The organism is Pelotomaculum terephthalicicum JT, assembly GCF_022410535.1.
Lineage (GTDB): Bacteria > Bacillota > Desulfotomaculia > Desulfotomaculales > Pelotomaculaceae > Pelotomaculum_D > Pelotomaculum_D terephthalicicum.
Map to the genome: position 1 here is coordinate 43,114 of NZ_JAKNBL010000013.1, position 21,552 is coordinate 64,665.

The window sequence follows — 21,552 nt, forward strand, 5'->3', positions numbered from 1 at the left end:
GATCGGCCGGGGTTTGCTTTAGTTCGACAACTATACTGAAAAGCAATAAATCTAAATTTAAGCGAATCCAAATACTGTTAATAGGTTTGCAGAGCTTTCCGGCTTTCAAGCGGAAATTTTTGTTTTTCATACGAATAGTAAAAAACCAAACGGAAAAAATAATACCGCTATAAAATAATCCGTGAAAGGAGCAATATCTGTGGCACATTTAAATCAACTTGAGCTTCAAAACTTAAGGCACCTGATCGGCTCCCACGAAACAGCTCATCAAAAACTGCAGGCGTATTCCCAGCAGGCCAGCGATCCCCAGGTCAAGCAAATTTTTGAAAAGTCTGCGCAGGACGCCAGAAACACCAAGCAAAAACTAATGTCATTCTTAAGTTAAGGAGGAAAAATTCATGCGCGAAAAAGACATGGTAAACGACGTGCTGTCCATGGTTAACAGCAGTCTGACCGGTTACGCCAGTGTCATTTCCCAGACAGCAGACCAGCAGTTAAGACAAACCATCCAGCAAATCAGGGATAACGACGAAAAATTCCAATACGATCTTTTTAAACTGGCGGAACAAAAGGGGTTTTATCAGCCCGCGCAGCAGGCTGACCCGAAAGATATCCAGCAAATCAAGTCCCAGTTGAGCGGCGACATGGGCGGCATCAGCGGAACAGGCGCTGAAATGAGCGGCAGAGGCCGGATGGACTGGTAGCAAAATTAGTTTCCAGAAAACTAAAATTTGGTATTGACACCATAATTATCGCTCGTTATAATAATATCGAACGTAAGTTCGGGGGCAGGGCAAATGGTCAAACATTTTACCTGCCCAAAATGTTTTGTGCCATAGCCCTCCTCATTTTAATCAAAAACAACACTGAAGGCGCTTTCAACAGGCCTTCCCGGAGAGGAGGTGAACCATATGGCTGTAAACAAGGTCCCCGCCGCTTCAACACTCAGGCTGGAACTCCGCGTGGGTGTCAGCGCCAGCGGCAACCCGGTTATCCGCAACAAGAATCTGGCCAACGTCAAATCCACGGCGTCCGACCAGGATCTGTACGACGTCGCGGCAGCGCTGGCCGCCCTGCAACAGTACCCGTTGAACGGCATCTCGCGCGTCGACAACGCCCAACTGGTTCAGGTTTAGATAAACCGAAACAGTATCCGGCAATTGTGATCGATTGATAATCATCACACAATTGACCAACAAAATAACGAAGAAAGGAGAAGGTTTCCGGCAGTTGCTTGTCAAAAGAGCGTCCTAGTGTCGCCGGCATGTTTAACTGCCTCCCGTGTAGTCGGACGGGGGATATATTTGAGCGGTTAACGGCTCAGGTATTTTTAGGAAACCGGTAAACGGATTGGCTACTACGACTGAGCAAACTTTGCGCATGGTTTTCCGCAACCAGGAAGGCAAAAACGTTACCATTACTCTGGGTAATCCCAAGGAAAACTTGACAGCGGCAGAGATCGAGACAGCCATGGACTTGGTTGTCGCCCGGAACATTTTTGCCAGCGCGGGCGGAGACATTGTCGCCAAGCAGGACATCAGGGTAATCAGCAACACCACAAACGATATGTATGACCCGTCCGCCTAGAATCCGGGCGTTCATATAAAGGCGGGGGGCCAGAGGCCCCCGCCGCATCTGATTTAAAGGGGTGATTGGACTGGAAAATATCCTGCAGGCAGTGGGCAACGTTGGCTTTCCCATAGCCGTGGCCGCATACCTGCTGGTGCGCATCGAGGGCAAGCTGGAGACTCTGGCCGCCAGTATTGCCAGATTGGCCGAAGCGGTAGCCGGTGAGCGGCGGCAGGAAGAGAAAAATTAACGAAGAAAGTGAGTCAGGGGACGGTTCCCTGACTCACTGACAGTGCCGCCGACTATGTTCTACCGGGCCAATCGAAAATTTCAAACCTTTAAACAAAGTTTTATCTGGAGTTTGTTCGAAAATCTTTTTCATTTCTTTTTTAGTTAAAGGAAAATTCTCTGAAAAAGCCTCGATATAATCATCTGTAGAATTATATAGTGGAGTATCCGAACCAAAAACAATTTTATCCAGACCAAAATCTCTTATTAATGCAGCTGCTTTCTGATAATCGCCAGCAGTAGGAGTAGGGACCCCTTCAGCTAATGCAGGGTTGGCCTGATCAGTCAAAACAACCCCTGATAAATCCAAATAAACATTTTTAATTTCCGGGTGTGCTTTCAATTCTTGAACTAATGTCTGCAAGTATTCATAGGAAGCATGGTCAAATCCCCCCCAACCACCAAGATGTGCTAATTGGATTTTCAGTTCCGGATATTGTGCCAGCAATCCAACAAGCTTTTTAGCATCTGCTGAGCCATAAGGTTCTTCAACATTTCTTTGATGCACCAATAATGGGATTTTATTTTTAGAAGCATACGCGAAGATTTTTCTAATCTTATTAAAATGTTCGGGATTTTTCAGGTCTACGCCGGAATTAGCGAAATGCATTTTTAACCCTTTCAAATTTAATTCCTCACGGCATCTTTCAATCTCCTCAAATGCGTAATCCTTTAAAGGATTGATACTTCCATATGGAATCAACTTATTAGAGTAAACTGCACATTGGACAGATACATAATTATTAGACCTTTTAACAGTCTCATACTCATCCGAAATTAATCCGTAGTCTGCAAGCCTTGAAACCATGTAGGCATCAGATAGAACAATTGCTTTACTTCCATGGGGAACATTATTTATGATATCTTCACCAGTCATTATATTAAGTGGAATCCCTAACATTCGAAGTGCATTGCCAACATCCGGGCTGATAATGTGTTTGTGGAAATCTGTTCTCAACTTTAATGAATTAGAATCGCATTGTTCTGCATTCACAGTAACAACCATCAATGGGAACATAAGAACAACTGTTAAAATACCGATAAATGTTTTCTTTAACAAGTGATATTCCTCCTTTGTAATTTAAGTAAGTCTTCTCGGATCGGGATGGCACCGGGCCCACTATTTTTGTCGAACTTTAATAAAATTGTTGAATATTTAGATGTATATTGTCGAAATACGCTCAAACAACAACGACCGCCGTTTTACGGGCGGTCATCTACCTGTACTTATTATATTATCAAAACATTCGACAATGTTTCAGTAATCCCTGCTTAAATTCTTAAATTAATATTTACCCCTGTTACCCGTTTTCGACTGACTGCCTGCCGCACATAGCAAAACCACCGGCATGATGAGGACCGGTGGTTACAACCTTAGATTTAGGTTTTAGCTTAAATGCAGCCTCCGAAACACCCCACGCCAAAAACGAGAAGGATCAGAATCAAAAAGATAATGAACGCCGGGTTGCCAAAACCGAAACCACAGGCTTCTTCAGCTTTAATCTCTTGAGATTGAATATCTGCCATGGAATTACCTCCTTATAAGACTTTGAGCTTATATACAGCCACACAAACCCACACCAAAGATGAGCAGGATGAAGATCAGGAAAATAATAAAACCAAAGTTGCCAAATCCAGTTCCACAACCCGTGCCGCATCCACCTGCGCCGAATGCCATATTATTAACCCCCTTTTTGATTTTTTATATAATATGCGGCCGATGATAAAAGTGTTAAACAATGGGTATTCACCCATGTTAAGGGGATATATTTTGAGAGTTGTTTAATCCGGTAATTCGCCGATCACTGCAACACGGTATTCACCTTAAACCTGACAAAGAATGAGGTTCCCGAGGTGCTGGTTTCAAAATAAATTTTAGCTTTATGTCTGGCCGCAATACTGTAACAGACCGACAAACCCAGGCCGGTCCCATGGTCTTTAGTCGTAAAAAACGGGGTGCCTATCTTATCTGCTATTTCAGAAGGAATGCCGCTACCCTGGTCCTCCACCGTCATAACCACTTCTCCATCTTCCGCATACGTTTTTATCCTTAAGGTTTTGCCATTAGGCATTGCCTGGTAGCCGTTGTGCACAAGATTAAGAATTAGCTGGCGAATTTCTTTCTCATCCAGAAGCAATTCCGGAATTTCCGCCAGTTCCAATTCGATATACTTGTCTGAGTTCATAGCGTCTGCCTGTATTAGCGGAAATAGGGTTTGGATCAAATGATTAAGATTCTGTGATTTTAAATCAACCGGCTTGTTCTTAGCCATGGAAAGATATTCTGTAATAATTGAATTCGCCCTGTCAAGTTCCTCGATCATCAGACTAAAGTACCTCTTGTGATTATCGTATTCCTGCTTCTTATAAAGCATCTGCAGGAAACCACGCACTGTAGTCATTGGATTTCTTACTTCATGCCCGATCCCGGCCGCCATCTCACCGATCAAGTTCAGGCGGTCGAGCCTGGCTATTTCGGTTTCCATCTTCCTTTCATTGGTTATGTCTTTCATCATAACAACACGGCAGTTTTCACCATTTAGATTAATACGTTCGGATGATAATAATATATTTATTACCTTACCTGATTTATTTTTTACTTTTAGATCAAGGTTTTGCAATCTTCCCGTTTCCTTAACCGCAGCAAAAGAAGACTTTATTACATCGTTCTGTTCACTTAAAAAATTCAATTCTTGATATGTGCGGCCCAACACCTCTTCCCGGGTATACTCTGAAACATCCAGGAATCTCTGGTTTACTTCCACAAACCTGTTATCTTTCACCCTGATGATAGCGATCAGGTCCGGGCTGTTTTGAAAAATCTTTTGAAAACGCTCTTCTGATTGGCGCAGGTCCACCTCCCGCAGCTTTTTAGCAAGGTTGCGGTAGCGCTCTTCACCCCGCTTGCGTGCGGTGATATCTAAAAGAGCCATCACAACCTTTTTCGTGCGTGGAATAACGGCGGCAGTTGTATAAATGTCCTTAATGTTTCCCTCCCTGTCTATAAACCGGAATTCATAGTTGCGGGGAGCGGCATTCTTATTAATTCTTATCAAATAATAGTCATTTATCCTATCCAAATCCTCTTTTGCAACAAATTCAGTTATTCTTTTCTTGTTTTCCACTTCCTTTTTACTACAACCAGATAGTTTTTCAAATTCTGTGTTCACCAGAGATATTACTTTATTTTCCTCCAAGATTAATATCGCGGTTCCGGTATTTTCAAAAATCGTCCGGTAATTGTCTTCGCTTTCCTGAAGCTTGTATTGAGACCTCTCAAGCGATGACAACATCTGGTTGATTTGACCCGCCAAGGTGGATAACTCGTCTCTTCCCGTCATTGACACACGGCCCGCGAGGTCACCGTTCGTACTGATCTCCAAAACACTGGTGCTCAGCCGGGCCAACCGGTACAACACCACTTTTTCCAAGAGCAACAGGGCGATCACAGCAAACAACAGGCCGACCACAAAAAGCGACAAGATAAAATACTTTATGCTGGCCTGGCCCTGCTTATAAATCTCCCTGGACATGTCGGTTCTTAAAATAAGCGCCGGCTTGCCGTAGATATCATCCAGTAAAGCATATCCCTCAATAGAATCCGGACTTAGCGGTTGAACAAATATCGGCGACTCTGCCGATAAAAAGGAACGGGCGGCCTGGGTGTCGGGGAACATCTGAGCATCATTCAACCGGCATATAGCCAGAGACAGATGCGCTGTATCAGCCAAACGATTGATTTCAGATGAATTCAGATAGCGTCCCATAATGAGCGTGCCCTTGGCCGGCCCACTTTTTTCACTTGTCAAGATAGGCCGCGAAGCAATAAGCATGGGCCCTTCCGGAAGAATAATAATTCCTGCCATGCCGTCTTTTTGTTCGCGATGATTTAATAGATCATCGCTTAATGAAAGATGCTCTATTATACTGCCGGGAACAGGCGCTTCATTGCTTTTTTCCGGATCAAAACCTTTGCCGTAGACAATCCGGCCGGAGGAGTCGATATATAAAATCAGGTTCAATTTAAGCGAGACGAAAGTATTTTTAGTAAGATTCATATTGATATACTCGTTGCTTGCGTCTTCAATAAATTTATACGTGCTGTCCCATTCAGCCCAGTCGCCGGCCAGACAGTTCAATGTGTCAATATCGTTTAATAAGGCGTCCCGCGCTCTTTCCACGTTCACAGTGACACTTTGTTTCTCAAGATTGGCAAAGCTGGCTGTCAATATGCATTTAGAGATAATGAATAAAATCACAATCAAGCAGACAAGTATCGCACTAAAAGTAATTATTGTTTTTTTACGCAGCGTCATTCGTTTACCACCACACATTAATCACCTGGAAAAACTGATCACATAAAGCGGTATAGCCGAAATAAACATGCACCCATGACCTTGCGCATGCTTAAATCATCCCTGTGCTTCGTCTTGTTGATTTTTGTCGATAATTATCGAACAATAATTTTAATTCTGTATACATCTTCAATATCCTGCGCTCTTAAAAAAAACTACCCGCAAAAATCCATATAATATTAATATTGGCTGATTAACCAAAGCGAGGGACTTTGAGCCGCAACAATTGTTTTAGAGGCTGGAGGGGAACTATATGGCGATGAAGAGGCCGTGCGAGGATGAAAAGACAAGGTCCGGGAAGCGGCGCGGCGACGACAGAAATGCTACGCCGCCGTCATTTGCCGGTATATTTTTCTGCCCAGCCAGCGGGCTGCCAAGTTGAAGCCAAGCACCACCAGGATCAGCACCGCCGCGGAACCGTCCGCCACTCTTCTCAAGTCGGGGATGAGGCCCTCCGTGTTGACCTTCCAAATATGCACCGCCAGGGTTTCCGCCGGGCGGAACGGATTCAGCGGCGAAGCCGGGTGGAAGATGTTCCACTGGCTGAAGTCCAGGGCCGGGCTGGACATGCCGGCGGTAAACAGCAGGGCGGCCGCCTCGCCGAACACTCTGCCGGAAGTGATGATGGCGCCGCTGATCAGCCCGGGGAAGGCGCTGGGCAACACCACCCGGTAGATCGTCTGCCAATGGTTTGCGCCCAGGGCCAAGCTCGCTTCGCGCAGGCTGTCCGGCACGCCGCGAATAGATTCCTCAGAGATTCGCACCATCAGCGGCAGATTGATCACAGCCAAGGCAAGCGCCCCGGAAATAAGCGTGTAACCCCAGCCGGTCATGTTGACGAATACCAGCAGCCCGAAAAGGCCGACCACTATTGAAGGCAACGAATTCAACGTTTCGATGGACAGTCTGATTGCTTCCGTCAGCTTGTTGTTCCGGGCGTATTCAGCCAGGTAAACCCCGCCAAGCAAGCCCACGGGCACGGTAAAAACCATGGATAAAAAGAGCAGGTAGAACGAGTTGAAAATCTGCGGTCCAATCCCGCCTCCGGCGCGAACCACTTGCGGGGGTTTGGTCAAGAAATCCCAGCTGATGTATTTTCCCCCGTGGTAGAGGATATACACGATCATCGCGCCAAGAACCGTAATCACCAACAGTGCGCCGGTCCAGAATATAAAAGTGGCGATTCTGTCGGCAAGGCGGGAATTCATCTGCTTATCCCTCCTTTTCGCACTCCGTAGCGAACTACCAGGATGAAAAAGAACGACATTAACAGGAGAAACAGACCCATGGACCAGAGGGTGTTGTTCCAAAGGGAACCCATGGGGGTGTTGCCCATGTCCATGGTGATCGCGCTGGTTAAGGTGATCACCGGATCAAGAATGGACGTTGGAATTTTTCTGGTATTGCCGATAACCATCTGGACGGCCAGCGCCTCGCCGAAAGCCCTGGCCAGGCCAAGCACGACACCGGTGACCAGGCCGGAACGAGCGGCCGGAATGAGCACCAGGCGGATAGCCTGCCAGCGCGTGGAGCCCAGGGCCAAGGCCGCCTCCTTGTACTCACGCGGCAGGGATTTCAGACTGTCGGTCAGGATGCTGACTATCGTGGGCAGGATCATCACGGACAGCACCAGAAAGCCCGCCAGAACACTAAAGCCCAGGCCTCCGATGTTGTCGCGGATAAAGGGAACCAGGACGCTTAAACCGATATACCCGTAAACAACCGAAGGGATGCCTGCCAGCAATTCGATAGCCGGCTGCAGGAAGCGCTGTCCCCAGAAAGGCGCGATTTCCACAATGAACACGGCGCAAGTGACACTGAGCGGCGCGCTTAATAAGACAGCCAGCATGGAAACAATTACCGAACCGAAGATGAAGGCCAGCACACCAACTTGCGGGCCGCCTTCCCCCGGCGGACGGTCCGGCAGCCAATTGGCTGAAAACAAAAACTCCTTGATACTCACACCGTATGCTGTAAAGGTTGACAAACCTTTTATGGAAATAAAAATAACAATGGTGATCGTGGAAACAATGGCTATCAGCGCCGCCCCGGTAGCCAGACTCTTGCCCAGCAACTCACTGCCGGCCGGATTAATTGACTTTAACATTCCTTACTACCTCGTTTCACAATTCCGGGACTATGATTTTCGACATTTGTTTAGTTTAATTCTTTGCGTTCACCGGTCACAAGGTAGACGATCCGCTCGCCAATGTTGGTGGCATGGTCGGCTATCCGCTCCAGATGACGGCTGGCGAACAAGAGAGCGGTAGCTTGATTGATGACCTTGGGATTCTCCATCATTAACACCAGCAGTTCCCGGAAAACCTGGTTGTGCAGGTCGTCTACCAGTTCATCGTCCGCCGCCATTTTCAAAGCAAGCTGGACGTCCCCACGCACATAAGCGTCCAGCGCCTCTTTTACCATTATCTGGGCCAACTGAGCCATCCGGGGGATGTCGATCAGCGGCTTGATCAGGGGCTCGTTCGCTATCCGCCTGGCTGACTTGGCAATGTCACAAGCCAAGTCACCCATCCGCTCCAGGTCGGTGATAATCATAAGCCCCACCGCGATACGGCGCAGGTCCTTTGCCAACGGCTGCTGGGTGGCAATCAGCTTCAAACACTTGTCCTCGATTAGCATTTCCTGATCGTCGATCAGAACATCTCCGTCGATAACACTCTGAGCCAAACCCAGATCTTGTTTAACCAGTGACTCCACCGCCCGGGAGACTGATTCTTCAACGTAAAAGCCCATGCGTAAAATTTCCTGCTTAAGCTCGCTCAAAGCCTGGTCAAAAGTCGTTCTGGTAGCCATATAGTTTCCCCTCTTTTTTTTCCTAGCCGAAGCGGCCGGTGATATAATCTTCCGTGCGCTTGTCCGTGGGCTTGGTAAATATTGATTCCGTAACGCCGTATTCAATCAGGTCGCCGTTCAGGAAAAAAGCGGTGACGCCTGAGACACGGGCGGCTTGCTGCATGTTGTGGGTCACAATGATTATCGTGTAGTCCTTTTTCAATACTTGAATCAATTCTTCAATTTTCATTGTAGCCAGGGGATCCAAGGCTGAAGTAGGCTCATCCATCAGCAACACTTCCGGTTCCACCGCCAGCAGCCGTGCTATGCAGACACGCTGCTGCTGACCGCCGGAAAGACCCAGGGCGGACTTGTACAACCTGTCCTGGACCTCATCCCAAAGAACCGCGGCGCGCAGGCTCTTTTCCACAATTTCATCAAGCTTGCGCTTGTTTTTTGTACCGTGAATGCGCGGCCCGTAGGCTATGTTATCGTAAACCGACATCGGAAAAGGATTGGGGCGCTGAAAGACCATGCCTATCCTCTTGCGCAGGCTGACCACGTCTTCTTCCTGGCGGTAGATATTCTGGCCGTCAAGGAGAATCTCCCCATCAACCTTTACTCCCTCGATCAGGTCGTTCATCCGGTTCAACGTGCGTAAAAACGTCGATTTGCCGCAGCCGGACGGTCCGATTAGCGCTGTAACCTGGTTTTCTTCAACTTCCAGGTTGACATTTTTCAGCGCGTGGAAATCGCCGTAATGCAAGTTTAAATTGCTCACAGAAATCTTGACCTGTGCCACTTTGTTTGCCCCCTCAAGGAGGTATTCTAACCAAATTAAATTCAAAAAACCTCTTATTGCGCGCCTTGATAATTACCCATTCATATCATAGCAAGGCCAGGTTAGATTAATGTTATAGAATTGTTAAGATTCGATTAAGTAACAAAAACGCAAATACCAATCCCTACCACTTCAATAGTAATCCGGGATTGGTATTTTGCATCAAACGCCGGCTGACAAGTAACTCTCAATTCCGTCATTCTTCTTTAAAACGGTAACCGACTCCCCGCACGGTCTCCACAAGACGCGCCCCGCCCGGCAGTTGTTCAAGCTTTTGCCTGATATGGCGAATATGAACATCAACAGTGCGCGAATCACCAACATAATCGTAGCCCCAAACACTTTCAAGCAACTGCTCCCGCGAAAACACTTTTCCCGGCCGACGGGCCATAAAACGCAGGAGTTCAAATTCTTTTAATGTGAAATCCTGTTTCAGGCCATCGATATAAACATCAAAACGGTCTTCATCAATGACCAATCGTCCGAAATCCATCAGGTTTTTTTTCGTTGATTCCTTACCACGCTCTTTTTCAAAACGGACATTGCGAAGCCTGGCCTTAATCCTGGCCACCAATTCCCTGGGACTGAAAGGCTTGGTGACATAATCGTCAGCGCCTATTTCCAGCCCGAGAACGCGGTCCAATTCCTCTGCCTTGGCGCTCAACATGATTATTGGAATGTTTCTTGTCTGGTTATTCTTGCGCAATTCCCGGCATACTTCCAGGCCGTCAATTTCCGGCAGCATGACATCGAGCACAATTAAATCAGGCGCCTGAGTCCGGGCCAGTTCAAGGCACTGAGCGCCGTCAACGGCTGATATCACCCGGTAGCCTTCGCGTTCCAGGTTAAAACGAACCAATTCCAAGATATTTTTTTCGTCATCCACTATCATAATTACGGGCATTTTACCACCCTTTCTCCCTCACAGCCTGAAGCGGACATAAAAGGTGGTTCCCGTGGCACAGGTATCCACCTTTATCGCAGCTTTGTGCCTGGCGGCAATACCATAACAAACCGCCAGCCCCAAGCCTGTCCCGTTATCCTTGGTAGTAAAAAAAGGAGTGCCTATCTTTTCCAGTATATCCGGCTCGATCCCGCTGCCCTGATCCCGCAATGATAAAACCACTTCTTGGTCATCCGTATATGTTCTGACAGTAAGACTGCCGCCGGACGACATCGCTTCCAGCCCGTTGCGAACCAGGTTGAGGATGAGCTGGCGAATTTCTTTCTCGTCCATAAGCAAGTCCGGGATTTCTCCCAGTTCAATTTCAACAGATTTATTCATGTTCATGGCGTCGGCGGCGAGTATCGGAGACAGCGACTTAATAATGGAATTGAGATTCCGCGCCTTCAATTCTACCGCCTTGTCTCTCGCCAGGGAGAGAAATTCCGTAATTATTGAATTAGCCCTGTCCAGCTCTTCGATCATGATGCTGAAATATTCCTTGCTTTTATCATCCTTATTATTTCTTTTTAACAATTGCAGAAAACCGCGCACCGCGGTGATCGGGTTTCTGATTTCATGGCCGATACAGGCGGCCATTTCTCCCACCAGGTGCAGCCGGTCGAGGCGGACCATTTCTCCTTCTACTTTTTTACGCTCGGTGATGTCATTTATAATGCCCAATATACATCGTTGACCCGCTATGCTTATTATTTCCCCGGAAAACAACCCCACCCGCACTTCGCCCGTTTTCGCGCGGAAACAGGTCTCCATATTGTTAATCCTGCCTTGTTCACTTAACATCCGGATGATTCTGTCGCCTTCTTCCGGCTTTGCCAAGGTGTCCAGCTCAAATATCGTATGACCCAGGACTTCCTCACGCCGATAACCGGTAAAACGTAGAAAGCTGTCGTTTACATCAATAAAGCGCCCCTCGAATGTACTGATTGCCATCAAAGTAGGATTGAAATTAAAAGCTTTATAGAAACGTTCCTCTGACAAATGCAGCGCTTCCTCCGCCCGCCGGCGTTCCAGCGCACCCCCGAAGCTCGCCGCCACTGCCGTCAAGATTGATTCTTCGTTTTTTGACCACCGGCGCTCCGAGCGGCAATCATCAAAGCCGATAAAACCCCAGTATTTATCGTCAACGATTACAGGCACTGCTAACAGCGAGACGATCTCCTGCCGCTCCAATAATTCACGCTCAGCCATCGGAAACTCTTTGACAGGACCGCTAATCGATCCTCCGGCTGAGAACACTTCATACCACCGGGCCATACCTTGGGCATCATATGAAGCGTTTTGCAAATAGGGGTTGTCAATTTGCGGTTCAACGGAATCACGCGACCACTCAAAACGCTGGCTGACAACTTTTTTCCCGGTTATGGGGTGCAGGTGATGCTCAAAAATATAAACCCGGTCGACATTTACCGCTTCGCCCAGGATTGCCAGAGCGTCGGTTATTGCTAAAATATTATTGTCGGCCGCTAAAAGACGCTTTGTTGAATCGGCAACCCCTTTTAGCAATTTATCCAGTTTACGGAGCTCGTCCTCCGCCCGCCGGCACCGGTCTTCCATAGCGCCGAGCTTTTGCCGCGTTTCCAACAATTCATTGATGAGCCGCTCTCCCGGCTTATCTTCATCGCTCATTTTGGTCCTCCCCAAAATCAGAACAATCCACAAAACATAAGTTCCGGCACCAGGCAAAAAAAAACCTTAACAATAACACGTTACGGTTGTAAGTTGCGGAAGGCATATCTCATGCCTCCCGCCGGTCCGGCATCGAAACGCCAAACTTATTCCTGGGTCAACCGGCTAATCTTGCCTCCCGCCAGTTTCAGCTCCACTTCCCAGTCTTCTTCAACGTCATAAAGGTCGATGCTGCGGTTGCTGCTATCCTTCAGGACGGCGCCGCTCGACAGGTAATAGCTGAATTCATTGCCGCTTATTTGCTCAATGGTTATTTTTTTGCTGCTGGTGCTGACTTTGGTCACCGTACCCGACACCGTGATATCCTCGTCGTCGACAACCTCGATTTTTTTCACTTTCCCACTTCCGACCCGTACCTTAACCTCGCTGCCGATTACTATATCCCTCAAGCGGAGGCTTTCATCGTCCTTCTCAATAGCAACGCTGTCCGCTATATTGTACCGTTTCTTATCGCCGCCGCTTTTCTTAATAATGATCTTGGGAGAGTCGCCGGTGATCAGATCCGCTACCTCGCCGCTGACAGTGGATTCATCTTCGTCAACAACCTCAATATAATCCACATGGTCCTTGCTGTTCAGTTCCAGCTTGACCCAATCGCCTATACTGAGTTCATCGAAATCAATATGGGAGCCATCCTGTAAAACTTCCACATCGCTTTCCACCACGTAGTCAAGAGTATCCCTGTCATCATTGCGTATGGTTATCCCGAAAGTTCCGGTGGTGTCCAGTTCTCTTATTTCACCGGTTAACTTATATGACTCTGATCCCACTATTTCAATGTAGACAACCCGGTTTTTGCTGTTCAGCTCCAACCTGACCCGGTCCCCTTCCCGCAGGCTGCTGAAATTAATGCGGGACCCGTCCTGCATCACTTCCGCGTCTTCCAACACGTAGTCCTGGTTATACCCGTTGTCGTCGCGGATAGTAATGACGTCAATGCCGTTGTCGTTCAGTTCTCTTATTACCCCCTCCACATTGGGGGCGCTCAAGATGTCAATCCGCAGTGCCGTATCATCCAGCATCGTGACTTCGACCCGGTAATCTTCTTTGACATCAGCATAGGTTATGACATAGTTGTCTTTAACTACTACAACGCTGTCCGGCACCTCAATGTCAGTTTTCGATCCATGGTCATCGCGCACTGTCAATTCGGATGACCGGACAGATGTTACCGTTCCTTTAACCGTTTCCGGTATTAATGTATCGATACTAACAATTGCCTCACCGGCGATCTTTATCTCCACATAGTCTCCCTTGCTCAAAGATGATACTTCCTTTTGACTGTCCGATTCATTTACTTTAACGCCGCCGGTCACCGGACGGGTTATCTTAGTACCGTCGGAACAAGTGATGCCGAGCCAGTATTCCGCCCCCACCGCAAGCACGGACTCCACCTTGCCTTTGTAGCTCGCCGTATCGTTTATCTCGACACTCGTGCTGGTATTTGTCTCAGCAGACCTCGTCGCGTTGATAAAGACAATCTGCTCGTTCTTATTCAAAATCAGGTTGATTTTGTCATTCACCTGGAGATCGGCCAGGTGCGAGGTCTTTCCGTCGAGGAACACCTCGCATTCGGGAGCAGTGTTTTTTCTAATGTTATTGTCGATAGAAACCTCCCAGCCGGACTGGTCCAGGGATAAAATGTCCGTAATAGTGCCGCTGTAACGCCTGGCCTGGATTTCCGAACCACCATAATTAACTTCTAAAATCCGGGACAAAAGAACAGCCATTTGTCCCCGGTTAATCTCGTCATTCGGCTTAAACACGTTGCCGGGGAGCCCTTGCATGAGCCCGCTCTTGACCACCGCGGCCACATAGCTCCGGTATGCCTGGGGAATATCGCCGGCGTCGTCAAAGGTGAGGGTGCTTTCATCCTCACTGAGTTTCAGGGCGTGGTAAACCAGTACGGCCACTTCCGCCCGTGTCGCCGGCTCGGCCGGCCCGAGCTGGGTCAAGTAATCCTTGTCCAGCATCCCCAGCTGGACGCCCATAATCAGGTAGCCTCTGCCCCAGTATACGGCAGGCACCTGATAATCCACAACGGCCCCTTCCTTCTCTTTCGCCTGCTCCTCCAGTCCAAGCACCCGGATTAACATGGCCACGGCCTCAAGTCTGGTGACACTTTTATAAGGCTGAAACAACCCGCCGGGATAACCCGAAATAATTTCACCAGCGTACATCTCCGATATGGCCTGTTGCGCCCAATGCCCCTCTATATCCACCAGTTTGCCGCTCGTCGCTTCCGAGGTCAAAGCTCCGGCCGTTAATAAAACCGCCGCCAGAACTAAAATCAAAAGACCCCTTCTCTTATCTCTCAGCAAAATAGTGATTCCCCCTTACCACTTTTTCAATTTCCAATTTTATAATCAATTAGTTAAAGCATGCATTGTATCTTTTATATATCATACTGGACGATTTGATTCAACAGTTAAATATTTTTCCAAATAAAAAAACGGCGGAAAGCTATTCTTTAGTATCCGCCGCGTTCGCAATAGCCAGGATTAGCCAAAACTTTATAACCAGGGTATTTTCTCAAGATAATCCCCCCTTAATATGGGAATAATTTTTGTTTTTAGGGGCTCTGACAAATCTCTAACCCTTTTATCATCAATTTTCAAAATATCCACCGTATCCAATTTTAAAATTTGCGCCAGTTCTTTGACTGTCAAGCCCTGGTTTTTCCGAAGTTCTTTTACCGTCTTATTGTTTATTCCAAAACCAAAAATTATCGTTCCCCCCTTTCCACATTAAATATTTATTTCGTTGCATAAAAGTTTACTCCTTTATTTTAATGTTAATGAGATTTCCCAAAAGCCACCCATGCTTCTCTACAAATTCCTTTTATCCCGGAAGCGCTCTGATCCTGAGCCATTAATTATTCTGCAGCAATTGCCCGCCTCTTTTGGAAAACATATACAGGATTTCCTCCCTTTATGTCGAAGTATGGTAATTGTCTATATTACCAATTCGAGGAAGGGAGGGAAACATATATGCCGGACAACAAATTATGCCCGCTTTTAGGTAAGGACTGTACACCTGATTGTGCTTGGTACGACCACGAAATAAGGAAGTCGACCGGTAATCAAAGCTATCCAACGTGTTCGGTTTTGATAATTAAGCACCGGTTAGGCTACATTGAAAATCAACTTGAATATATTAGGCAGAAAGACTAGGTTTGCATCGCCTTTCAGAAAATCCTGGGCTGGACCTATGTCTTCATTTGCTTCGGCGCAGCTCAGGCTGTCATCTGAAATAGCTTCCATCCTGGCAGGATTCCCATTCACTTCTGTTGAATAAAGCATTTCTTGAGTTGTCGAAATATGCCTTATTTGAAAGGGTGATTTTTTGGACGAAAAGATTACGCTCAGAAGAGATGTTGACTGCAAAATACTTGGGAAAAAAGTTAGCCAAGAACTCCGGTTTCTTAAAATTAAAAATCTTGGCAGTCTCATAACCCAAAACAGGCTGGTAAGTACATTTTGTACGGGCTATCCCGAATGTAGCGTCCAGGATTGCCAGTTGGTGGCCGGCTGGTCAGGAAAAATCTATAGCCAAAAAATTGACGAACAAGTAGATATTGCAGCTGTCGACAATTGACTGGCAACCTTGCTTTACGGCTTCAGTAATGCAGGAGAGAAAAAAGCCACTCTCAGGAGTGGCTAAAGCGCAAAAAGGTTCTTCTAATTGTATTATTACAATTGTATTATTGATTATGTGATTAAACAATAATCCTCTTGGTTAAATTATCTACTACTTTAGTGTTAGCCCAATCCCAAACCTTGACTGGATTTGGGTGTCTGCCGACATAAAGAATACTTCCTCGGAGCATGTTCCGGAGACATTATGGCAAAACTCAATCCCAGCTGAAGGTATACGAACTGCCATTATACCTGACATAATAACTCGCCTGATCATTATCAACGAGCTTTCCAGTAATATCTGCGTCTTCGTAACCGGTTCCATCAATCTCAGTATAAATTTTTGATCTTACAGCGTCTAAAAATGTTTTTATTTTATTCGCGCTGACTTCTGTTAAATCATCGTGAACGTCTGCATCGCTGAAATCAAGCTTAATTGCATATGCCAAATCATCCTCGTCACCAGCCAAGCTTATTGCCACATCTATACCGTCGTCAGCGAAATAATCATTTCCGCCATCTTCAAAATAATCATTGAGCGTATCTTCAATATCTTTTATGCTGGCATCATTGCTGACATTATTGTCACGTTGCTGAAATCTATGAATAAAAGATTTTGACTCATTAGCATTGACCTTGAAGTTATTTTTTCCGCCTGCGTTTGTGATGCTCACAGTCTGGGTGGCATCATCCCAGGAAACCTGGCAACCGATCGTTTCTGAAACAAAGCGCAGCGGAACCATAGTTCTACCGTTGATAATTTTTGCCGGCACATCCAGGTTGACAGGTGTGCCGTTTTTAAACGCCTTGCCGCCTATAGCCAGCTTTAATTCAGTATTATCCCTCCTTGCCGTCACCGTCTGTGTAGCATCGTCCCAATTGACTTCCGCGTCCAAAGCTTCAAATATCGCCCGGAGAGGAACCATTGTTCTGTCGTTTTCAACAGTCGGCGGAACATCAAAGTTAAGAGCCTGCCCGTCAAGAACTACACGAGGCGCAGCTTGGGCTAAACCAGCAAAGGAAAACGTAGCAAACAAAACGAGGACAAGCAGAAAACATTTACGCATGGTATCACTCCTTATGTTAAATTTAAAAGCTATATATAATCCGGCGGCCGGCCGGTTTTTTTTGTATTTGTTGATTTTTATATTAATACCATTTACTTAAACCAAGCTGAGTGCTGTCTGTGAATTCCATGAAAATTATTTGAACATTTTGTGTACAAAAAAGCCCTCTCCTTAGAGCAGGGCAGAGAGAAATAAAACCCGTCTTAAAAAACGGGCAAACATTGCCTGCGCACCAACGGCGTATTAACCGGTTAACTCCCAAATCTTCCGCAGCACCTTTCCCATGGTCCCAATCATCAGCCCGATAGATGAAAGCAGAGTCACCGTTTTCGCCATGCTGCCAAGCTGTTTATGGCCGGTCGCTGAAGCAATCCGGTCAATCATATAACCAACCACTGTCAGGAGTAAAATTTGAAGCAACACAAACCCGGGTCCGCCAGGACCGAAAGTTGCGCCTGCCACAGCGTCCTGGCTCATTTTATCCCCGGTCACCGCTGCGGCCAGCACCGGAAATCCACCCGGAGGATATTTCTTTCCGAAGTAATTCACAATAGCTGATATCCACCAGGTATGCTCCAACTTAAATTTTGCACCTTTACCCCTAACATGCCATGCTATAATTCTCACTTGTTGCTCAGCTCCTTTATTAAATCATTTAAATTGTCAGCCTAAATCTCAAAATCGTTAATTCCAGGGTTCACCTCCTGTTTGTTGTTGCCTACGAAATTTGTTTTGTAAATTATACGAGTATTTGTTTGTCCAATATTCTAAAATAAAAAACCCATCAACAAGGTATTTTATTCCTTATTAATGGGCTTGAGGTAAAACAATTCTTGTAACTTTGCGCCAACTGCCTGCTCCAACAGTAACGCGACAGTGACGGAAGGTTCTACTTTGCCGTTTGCGATATTGCTAAGGTGGGGGCGGTCGATTCCGATCATGGCCGCGACCTCTGTAATAGTTTTGCCGCGGGCTTTAAATATCAGTTTTAACCGATTACAAAGCTTAACGTTGCTCTTTATATTAGCAGGTTGACATTCCGGACGTTCATATTGTTCCAGCCAAAAGGCCAATATCTCTCGAAAAAATGTTTCTTCAGTCAATCCTGGATTTAATTTTTTGCCTTTGCTGTAGATAGCTAAAGCAATCTCGGCAACATCAGGCGATAAGTTCACAGCGACACACCTCTGTATAGTATATGCTACAGTTGTCGTGGAAATAATTCATTATGGAGGTGTTCAAACATGATCAGACTTATCACTACTCCTTACAAGGACAAGCCCCTAGACCGCGATTCCTACGACATTAACAAAGCTGCCAAAGACATAGCTGAAAGCACCAAGAAAAAAGACAGCGGCAAAAAATAAAAATCCTGAAAATCATACCCCTGAATTCAGGCGGCACTTGCGAAGTAATAAATAAATGCAGGCCATGGAAACCACCTCAGCCTGCGTTCAGTAAAGGCCGCCTCTATCACCCGGGCGGCCTTTAATACTTACGTCGCTTCCCAATAAAACTTAAAAGGATTATTAACATTTTAATTATGCGTTACTTGTGGTACGGTTCGCTCCGGCTGATTTTAAACCAGCGGTAAAGCTGCTCCAGCAAGATCAGCCTGAACAACTGGTGAGGAAATGTCAGCTGCGAAAATGACAAGCGCAAATCGGCGCGCCGTACGATCTCCGGTGATAATCCGAGCGAGCCGCCGATGACGAAGGTCAGGTCGTTCCTGCCCGCCAGCGCCAGTTCATCCAAAAGTGCCGCCATTTCTTCTGAAGATCTTGATTCCCCATTTTTGTCCAGAGCCACTAAAAAGGTGCCCGGCCTCAAATGGTTCAACAAACGCGCACCTTCTTTTTCCCGGACCTTTCGCCGCGCGTCCGGGGAAGGATTGTCCGGTATGCCCTCGTCTTCCACCTCGTATAATGCCACTTTGGCGTAAGGGGACACTCTTTTCAGGTATTCCCCCACACCCACGGTCAGATATTTCTCTTTCAGACGGCCAACGGCAAGGATGGCGATATGTTGCATGCGCTCATTTTCTCCAAACTTTAGCCCCGAGGGAATTCAGCTTTACCTCCAGGTTGTTGTAACCCCGGTCAATATAAACGGCGTTTGATATTTCCGTGTCGCCTTTCGCCAGCAACCCGGCCACGATTAGCGCGGCGCCGGAGCGTAGGTCCGTGGCTTTGACCTGTGCGCCGTGCAAAGCCGGCACACCTTCGATCACCGCCATTCTTCCCTCTATCTTTATCCTCGCGCCCATGCGCTTGAGTTCATTTGCCACCATGAACCGGTTTTCAAATATATTTTCCACAATCATGCTGGTGCCGGGCACAACAGAAAGCATTGCCATTAACTGGGACTGCATATCGGTGGGAAAACCGGGATATGGCATCGTCTTGATGTCAATGGGCCGGAGTTTTTTTCCGGCCGTCACCCTGAGAGTGTCCTCCTTCTCGAAAACATCGACATTAGCTTCCCGCAGTTTGGCGCTCAAAGGCTCCAGGTGGGTCGGAATCAGGTTCTCCAGAGTAACGTCTCCGCCCGTTGCGGCCGCGGCCACCATAAAGGTCCCCGCTTCAATCCGGTCGGGAATCACCGAGTATCGCCCATCGGTTTCCAGGCTGGGCGCACCGTCGACTTTTATCACATCTGTACCCGCGCCCCGCACTCTCGCTCCAATGGTATTTAAGAAGTTGGCCAGGTCAACGATTTCCGGCTCCTTGGCCGAGTTCTCAATCAACGTCTGTCCCTCGGCGAGACAAGCCGCCATCATTATGTTTTCCGTCGCTCCCACACTGGGGAAATCAAGGTAAACCCTGGTTCCCTTCAATTTTCCGTCAACACTGCCGCGCACGAAGCCGCGTTCCATGACAAGCTCCGCGCCCAGCCCGGCGAGGCCTTTGAAATGCAGGTCCATCGGTCTCAACCCGATGTTGCAGCCGCCCGGCAGGGCAACCAGCGCGCGGCCAAACCTGGCCAGCACCGGTCCGAGGAGGAGGTTCGACGCCCGTAGTTTCTTTACCAGGTGGTAAGGAGCTTCAAAATTGACCTGCTCAGAGGTAACAATCTTGAGCGCTTCGGCACTTTCCCAGGACACTGTGGCGCCCATGCTTTTGATTATATCTATCATTACCCGCACATCGCTGATATCGGGAATATTCTCCAGTACTATTTCTCCCCGGGACAATATGGTAGCGCACAGAATAGCCAGGGAAGCGTTTTTTGCGCCGCTAATTTTCACCTTTCCCCGCAGTGGCTTTCCCCCGGTAATAACAATCTTGTCCATATGTTCCTCCTAATAGTACACGTAGAAAAACCTATATAAATAATAATAAAAATATTCGCCCAAAAAAATGTAATCCCTGTTACATTTCAATTATTTATTTAGCAAAGGAAACCTGCCAATTATGACAATTATATCCAAATTGCCACATGTCTACATTTAAAACATTCTCCATAGCCTGGCTCAAGCTGTGCCCCCGGCCCAGTTCATCGATTAATTCGCGCAAAGCGTCTTCTCCGTATTTTTGCGCGATATAGTCCACCGCTGCAAACGAATCCTTGTACGCCTGGGCTTGTTCCGGCAGGCTGTCAAAATCAGCTTCCAATTCCTCTATGGAGTAATGCTGTTGTCCCGGTAAACCCGCCTGGTCGCCGATGACAAACCCGGTCAGCTTATAATCTTCGTATTGCGCGACACCTTCGGTAAACCAGCGCGGGTAATTGCCCCCGGTCAGGTAATCCACCATTAAGTGAGTGAGTTCGTGCGCCATTGGCCCGGAAGAAATGAATTTTTCTTTAATCCGCTCCGGCTCAACACCGCCGGCCCAAACTGCGGGGGAAAGCACCCTGATTGTGCCGGCCCAATAAACACCCATGGCGCTTTCTTTTGCTTCCCAGCCGAAACTTTTATTTAATTCTTCCTTGGAGGAATAAAGAATAATTGGAATCTTGCCACGCGTGGAATAGCCAAAATCAGCCCTTACCGGGCCATAAAACTGCTCCGCCACGGCGAGTACCAGTTCCGCTTCAGCGCGTTTATCCGGCAAAAACCGGATATAAAAATGCTCCGAGGAAATTTTATCCATCCCCCATGTCCCAATGACCGCGTGGGTCTTCATCAGTTCCCTGATTGCTCCATAGCCATAGAATTTCGCGCCGGCGGGGAGCTTCAAGAACAGTGCCGTCACTATAATAACAGCGGTTGTGAAAAACCCCAGCAGCTTATTCATAGTATATTCCCCTACCCCTCGAACCGCCGCCTAAATTGCGGCACTCGACATCAATAAATCATTTGATTAATTAATTAATTATAAAGTCCGAATGAGGCCCTTCCTAGCGG

At 47.2% G+C, this 21,552-nt stretch carries 24 protein-coding genes and 1 pseudogene; 7 read left to right on the plus strand and 18 right to left on the minus strand.

The window, feature by feature from the left end; genetic code table 11:
- Positions 1-199: 199 nt before the first annotated feature.
- The 5 genes and pseudogenes from L9W92_RS09665 (at position 200) to L9W92_RS09685 (ending at position 1,819) form a co-directional block, all read left to right on the plus strand.
- Positions 200-385, plus strand: a complete 186-nt coding sequence (locus L9W92_RS09665; protein WP_240083552.1) for a hypothetical protein — start codon at positions 200-202, stop codon at positions 383-385.
- Positions 386-398: 13 nt separating this feature from the next.
- Positions 399-638 (plus strand): annotated as a pseudogene (locus L9W92_RS09670) (spore coat protein); the annotation flags it as partial.
- A 273-nt stretch (positions 639-911) separates the two neighbouring features.
- Positions 912-1,136, plus strand: coding sequence for a DUF1659 domain-containing protein (locus L9W92_RS09675; RefSeq protein WP_240083554.1), 225 nt, complete (start codon positions 912-914; stop codon positions 1,134-1,136).
- Positions 1,137-1,350: 214 nt separating this feature from the next.
- Positions 1,351-1,587 carry a DUF2922 domain-containing protein gene (locus L9W92_RS09680; RefSeq protein WP_240083555.1) on the plus strand — a complete coding sequence of 79 codons (237 nt, stop codon included), beginning with the start codon at positions 1,351-1,353 and terminating at the stop codon, positions 1,585-1,587.
- Positions 1,588-1,657: 70 nt separating this feature from the next.
- Positions 1,658-1,819 carry a YvrJ family protein gene (locus L9W92_RS09685; RefSeq protein ID WP_240083593.1) on the plus strand — a complete coding sequence of 54 codons (162 nt, stop codon included), beginning with the start codon at positions 1,658-1,660 and terminating at the stop codon, positions 1,817-1,819.
- 33 nt (positions 1,820-1,852) lie between these two features.
- Here L9W92_RS09685 and L9W92_RS09690 read toward each other — a convergent pair whose 3' ends face one another.
- From L9W92_RS09690 to L9W92_RS09735, 12 genes are all read right to left on the minus strand, one after another.
- A complete protein-coding gene (locus tag L9W92_RS09690) occupies positions 1,853-2,917 on the minus strand; it encodes an amidohydrolase family protein (protein WP_240083556.1) in 1,065 nt (354 codons plus the stop codon).
- Positions 2,918-3,249: 332 nt separating this feature from the next.
- Positions 3,250-3,384 (minus strand): hypothetical protein, encoded by a 135-nt coding sequence (locus L9W92_RS18855; RefSeq protein ID WP_282442330.1) that lies wholly within the window; start codon positions 3,382-3,384, stop codon positions 3,250-3,252.
- A gap of 28 nt (positions 3,385-3,412) precedes the next feature.
- On the minus strand, positions 3,413-3,535 hold the full coding sequence (locus L9W92_RS18860; protein ID WP_282442331.1) for a hypothetical protein: 123 nt from the start codon (positions 3,533-3,535) through the stop codon (positions 3,413-3,415).
- 124 nt (positions 3,536-3,659) lie between these two features.
- The gene (locus tag L9W92_RS09695; protein ID WP_240083557.1) at positions 3,660-6,173 is read right to left on the minus strand and encodes a CHASE4 domain-containing protein; all 2,514 of its coding nucleotides are present in this window, start codon (positions 6,171-6,173) and stop codon (positions 3,660-3,662) included.
- A 362-nt stretch (positions 6,174-6,535) separates the two neighbouring features.
- Positions 6,536-7,420: a phosphate ABC transporter permease PstA gene (gene pstA / locus L9W92_RS09700; RefSeq protein WP_240083558.1), complete on the minus strand. Its 885-nt coding sequence runs from the start codon at positions 7,418-7,420 to the stop codon at positions 6,536-6,538.
- Positions 7,417-8,319, minus strand: a complete 903-nt coding sequence (gene pstC, locus L9W92_RS09705; RefSeq protein ID WP_240083559.1) for a phosphate ABC transporter permease subunit PstC — start codon at positions 8,317-8,319, stop codon at positions 7,417-7,419. The genes pstA and pstC overlap by 4 nt, the downstream gene beginning before the upstream one ends.
- A gap of 50 nt (positions 8,320-8,369) precedes the next feature.
- The gene (phoU, locus tag L9W92_RS09710) at positions 8,370-9,026 is read right to left on the minus strand and encodes a phosphate signaling complex protein PhoU (protein ID WP_240083560.1); all 657 of its coding nucleotides are present in this window, start codon (positions 9,024-9,026) and stop codon (positions 8,370-8,372) included.
- A 22-nt stretch (positions 9,027-9,048) separates the two neighbouring features.
- Complete coding sequence (gene pstB, locus L9W92_RS09715; RefSeq protein ID WP_240083561.1) at positions 9,049-9,807, minus strand: phosphate ABC transporter ATP-binding protein PstB; 759 nt, start codon at positions 9,805-9,807, stop codon at positions 9,049-9,051.
- Between the two features lie 235 nt (positions 9,808-10,042).
- Positions 10,043-10,750 carry a response regulator gene (locus L9W92_RS09720; protein WP_240083562.1) on the minus strand — a complete coding sequence of 236 codons (708 nt, stop codon included), beginning with the start codon at positions 10,748-10,750 and terminating at the stop codon, positions 10,043-10,045.
- An 18-nt stretch (positions 10,751-10,768) separates the two neighbouring features.
- On the minus strand, positions 10,769-12,439 hold the full coding sequence (locus L9W92_RS09725) for a GAF domain-containing sensor histidine kinase (protein WP_240083563.1): 1,671 nt from the start codon (positions 12,437-12,439) through the stop codon (positions 10,769-10,771).
- A gap of 146 nt (positions 12,440-12,585) precedes the next feature.
- Complete coding sequence (locus L9W92_RS09730) at positions 12,586-14,820, minus strand: S-layer homology domain-containing protein (protein ID WP_240083564.1); 2,235 nt, start codon at positions 14,818-14,820, stop codon at positions 12,586-12,588.
- Positions 14,821-15,012: 192 nt separating this feature from the next.
- A complete protein-coding gene (locus tag L9W92_RS09735; RefSeq protein WP_376741799.1) occupies positions 15,013-15,228 on the minus strand; it encodes a transcriptional regulator in 216 nt (71 codons plus the stop codon).
- 616 nt (positions 15,229-15,844) lie between these two features.
- Here L9W92_RS09735 and L9W92_RS09740 point away from each other — a divergent pair.
- Positions 15,845-16,096 (plus strand): hypothetical protein, encoded by a 252-nt coding sequence (locus L9W92_RS09740; protein ID WP_240083565.1) that lies wholly within the window; start codon positions 15,845-15,847, stop codon positions 16,094-16,096.
- 256 nt (positions 16,097-16,352) lie between these two features.
- Here L9W92_RS09740 and L9W92_RS09745 read toward each other — a convergent pair whose 3' ends face one another.
- From L9W92_RS09745 to L9W92_RS18865, 3 genes are all read right to left on the minus strand, one after another.
- The gene (locus tag L9W92_RS09745) at positions 16,353-17,204 is read right to left on the minus strand and encodes a copper amine oxidase N-terminal domain-containing protein (protein WP_240083566.1); all 852 of its coding nucleotides are present in this window, start codon (positions 17,202-17,204) and stop codon (positions 16,353-16,355) included.
- Positions 17,205-17,447: 243 nt separating this feature from the next.
- A complete protein-coding gene (locus L9W92_RS09750) occupies positions 17,448-17,831 on the minus strand; it encodes a hypothetical protein (protein WP_240083567.1) in 384 nt (127 codons plus the stop codon).
- Between the two features lie 170 nt (positions 17,832-18,001).
- Positions 18,002-18,379: a helix-turn-helix transcriptional regulator gene (locus L9W92_RS18865; protein ID WP_240083568.1), complete on the minus strand. Its 378-nt coding sequence runs from the start codon at positions 18,377-18,379 to the stop codon at positions 18,002-18,004.
- A gap of 69 nt (positions 18,380-18,448) precedes the next feature.
- Here L9W92_RS18865 and L9W92_RS18870 point away from each other — a divergent pair, with 69 nt between their 5' ends.
- Positions 18,449-18,571: a hypothetical protein gene (locus L9W92_RS18870; protein ID WP_282442332.1), complete on the plus strand. Its 123-nt coding sequence runs from the start codon at positions 18,449-18,451 to the stop codon at positions 18,569-18,571.
- A 181-nt stretch (positions 18,572-18,752) separates the two neighbouring features.
- Here the strand turns inward: L9W92_RS18870 and rlmH are convergent, their stop codons facing one another.
- The 3 genes from rlmH to L9W92_RS09770 all read right to left on the minus strand — a co-directional run bounded on the left by rlmH (position 18,753) and on the right by L9W92_RS09770 (position 21,442).
- The gene (rlmH, locus tag L9W92_RS09760; protein WP_240083569.1) at positions 18,753-19,235 is read right to left on the minus strand and encodes a 23S rRNA (pseudouridine(1915)-N(3))-methyltransferase RlmH; all 483 of its coding nucleotides are present in this window, start codon (positions 19,233-19,235) and stop codon (positions 18,753-18,755) included.
- Between the two features lie 4 nt (positions 19,236-19,239).
- A complete protein-coding gene (gene murA / locus L9W92_RS09765; RefSeq protein WP_240083570.1) occupies positions 19,240-20,496 on the minus strand; it encodes a UDP-N-acetylglucosamine 1-carboxyvinyltransferase in 1,257 nt (418 codons plus the stop codon).
- A 94-nt stretch (positions 20,497-20,590) separates the two neighbouring features.
- Entirely contained in the window at positions 20,591-21,442 is an 852-nt protein-coding gene (locus L9W92_RS09770) for a peptidase MA family metallohydrolase (RefSeq protein ID WP_240083571.1), read from the minus strand.
- Positions 21,443-21,552: the final 110 nt, after the last annotated feature.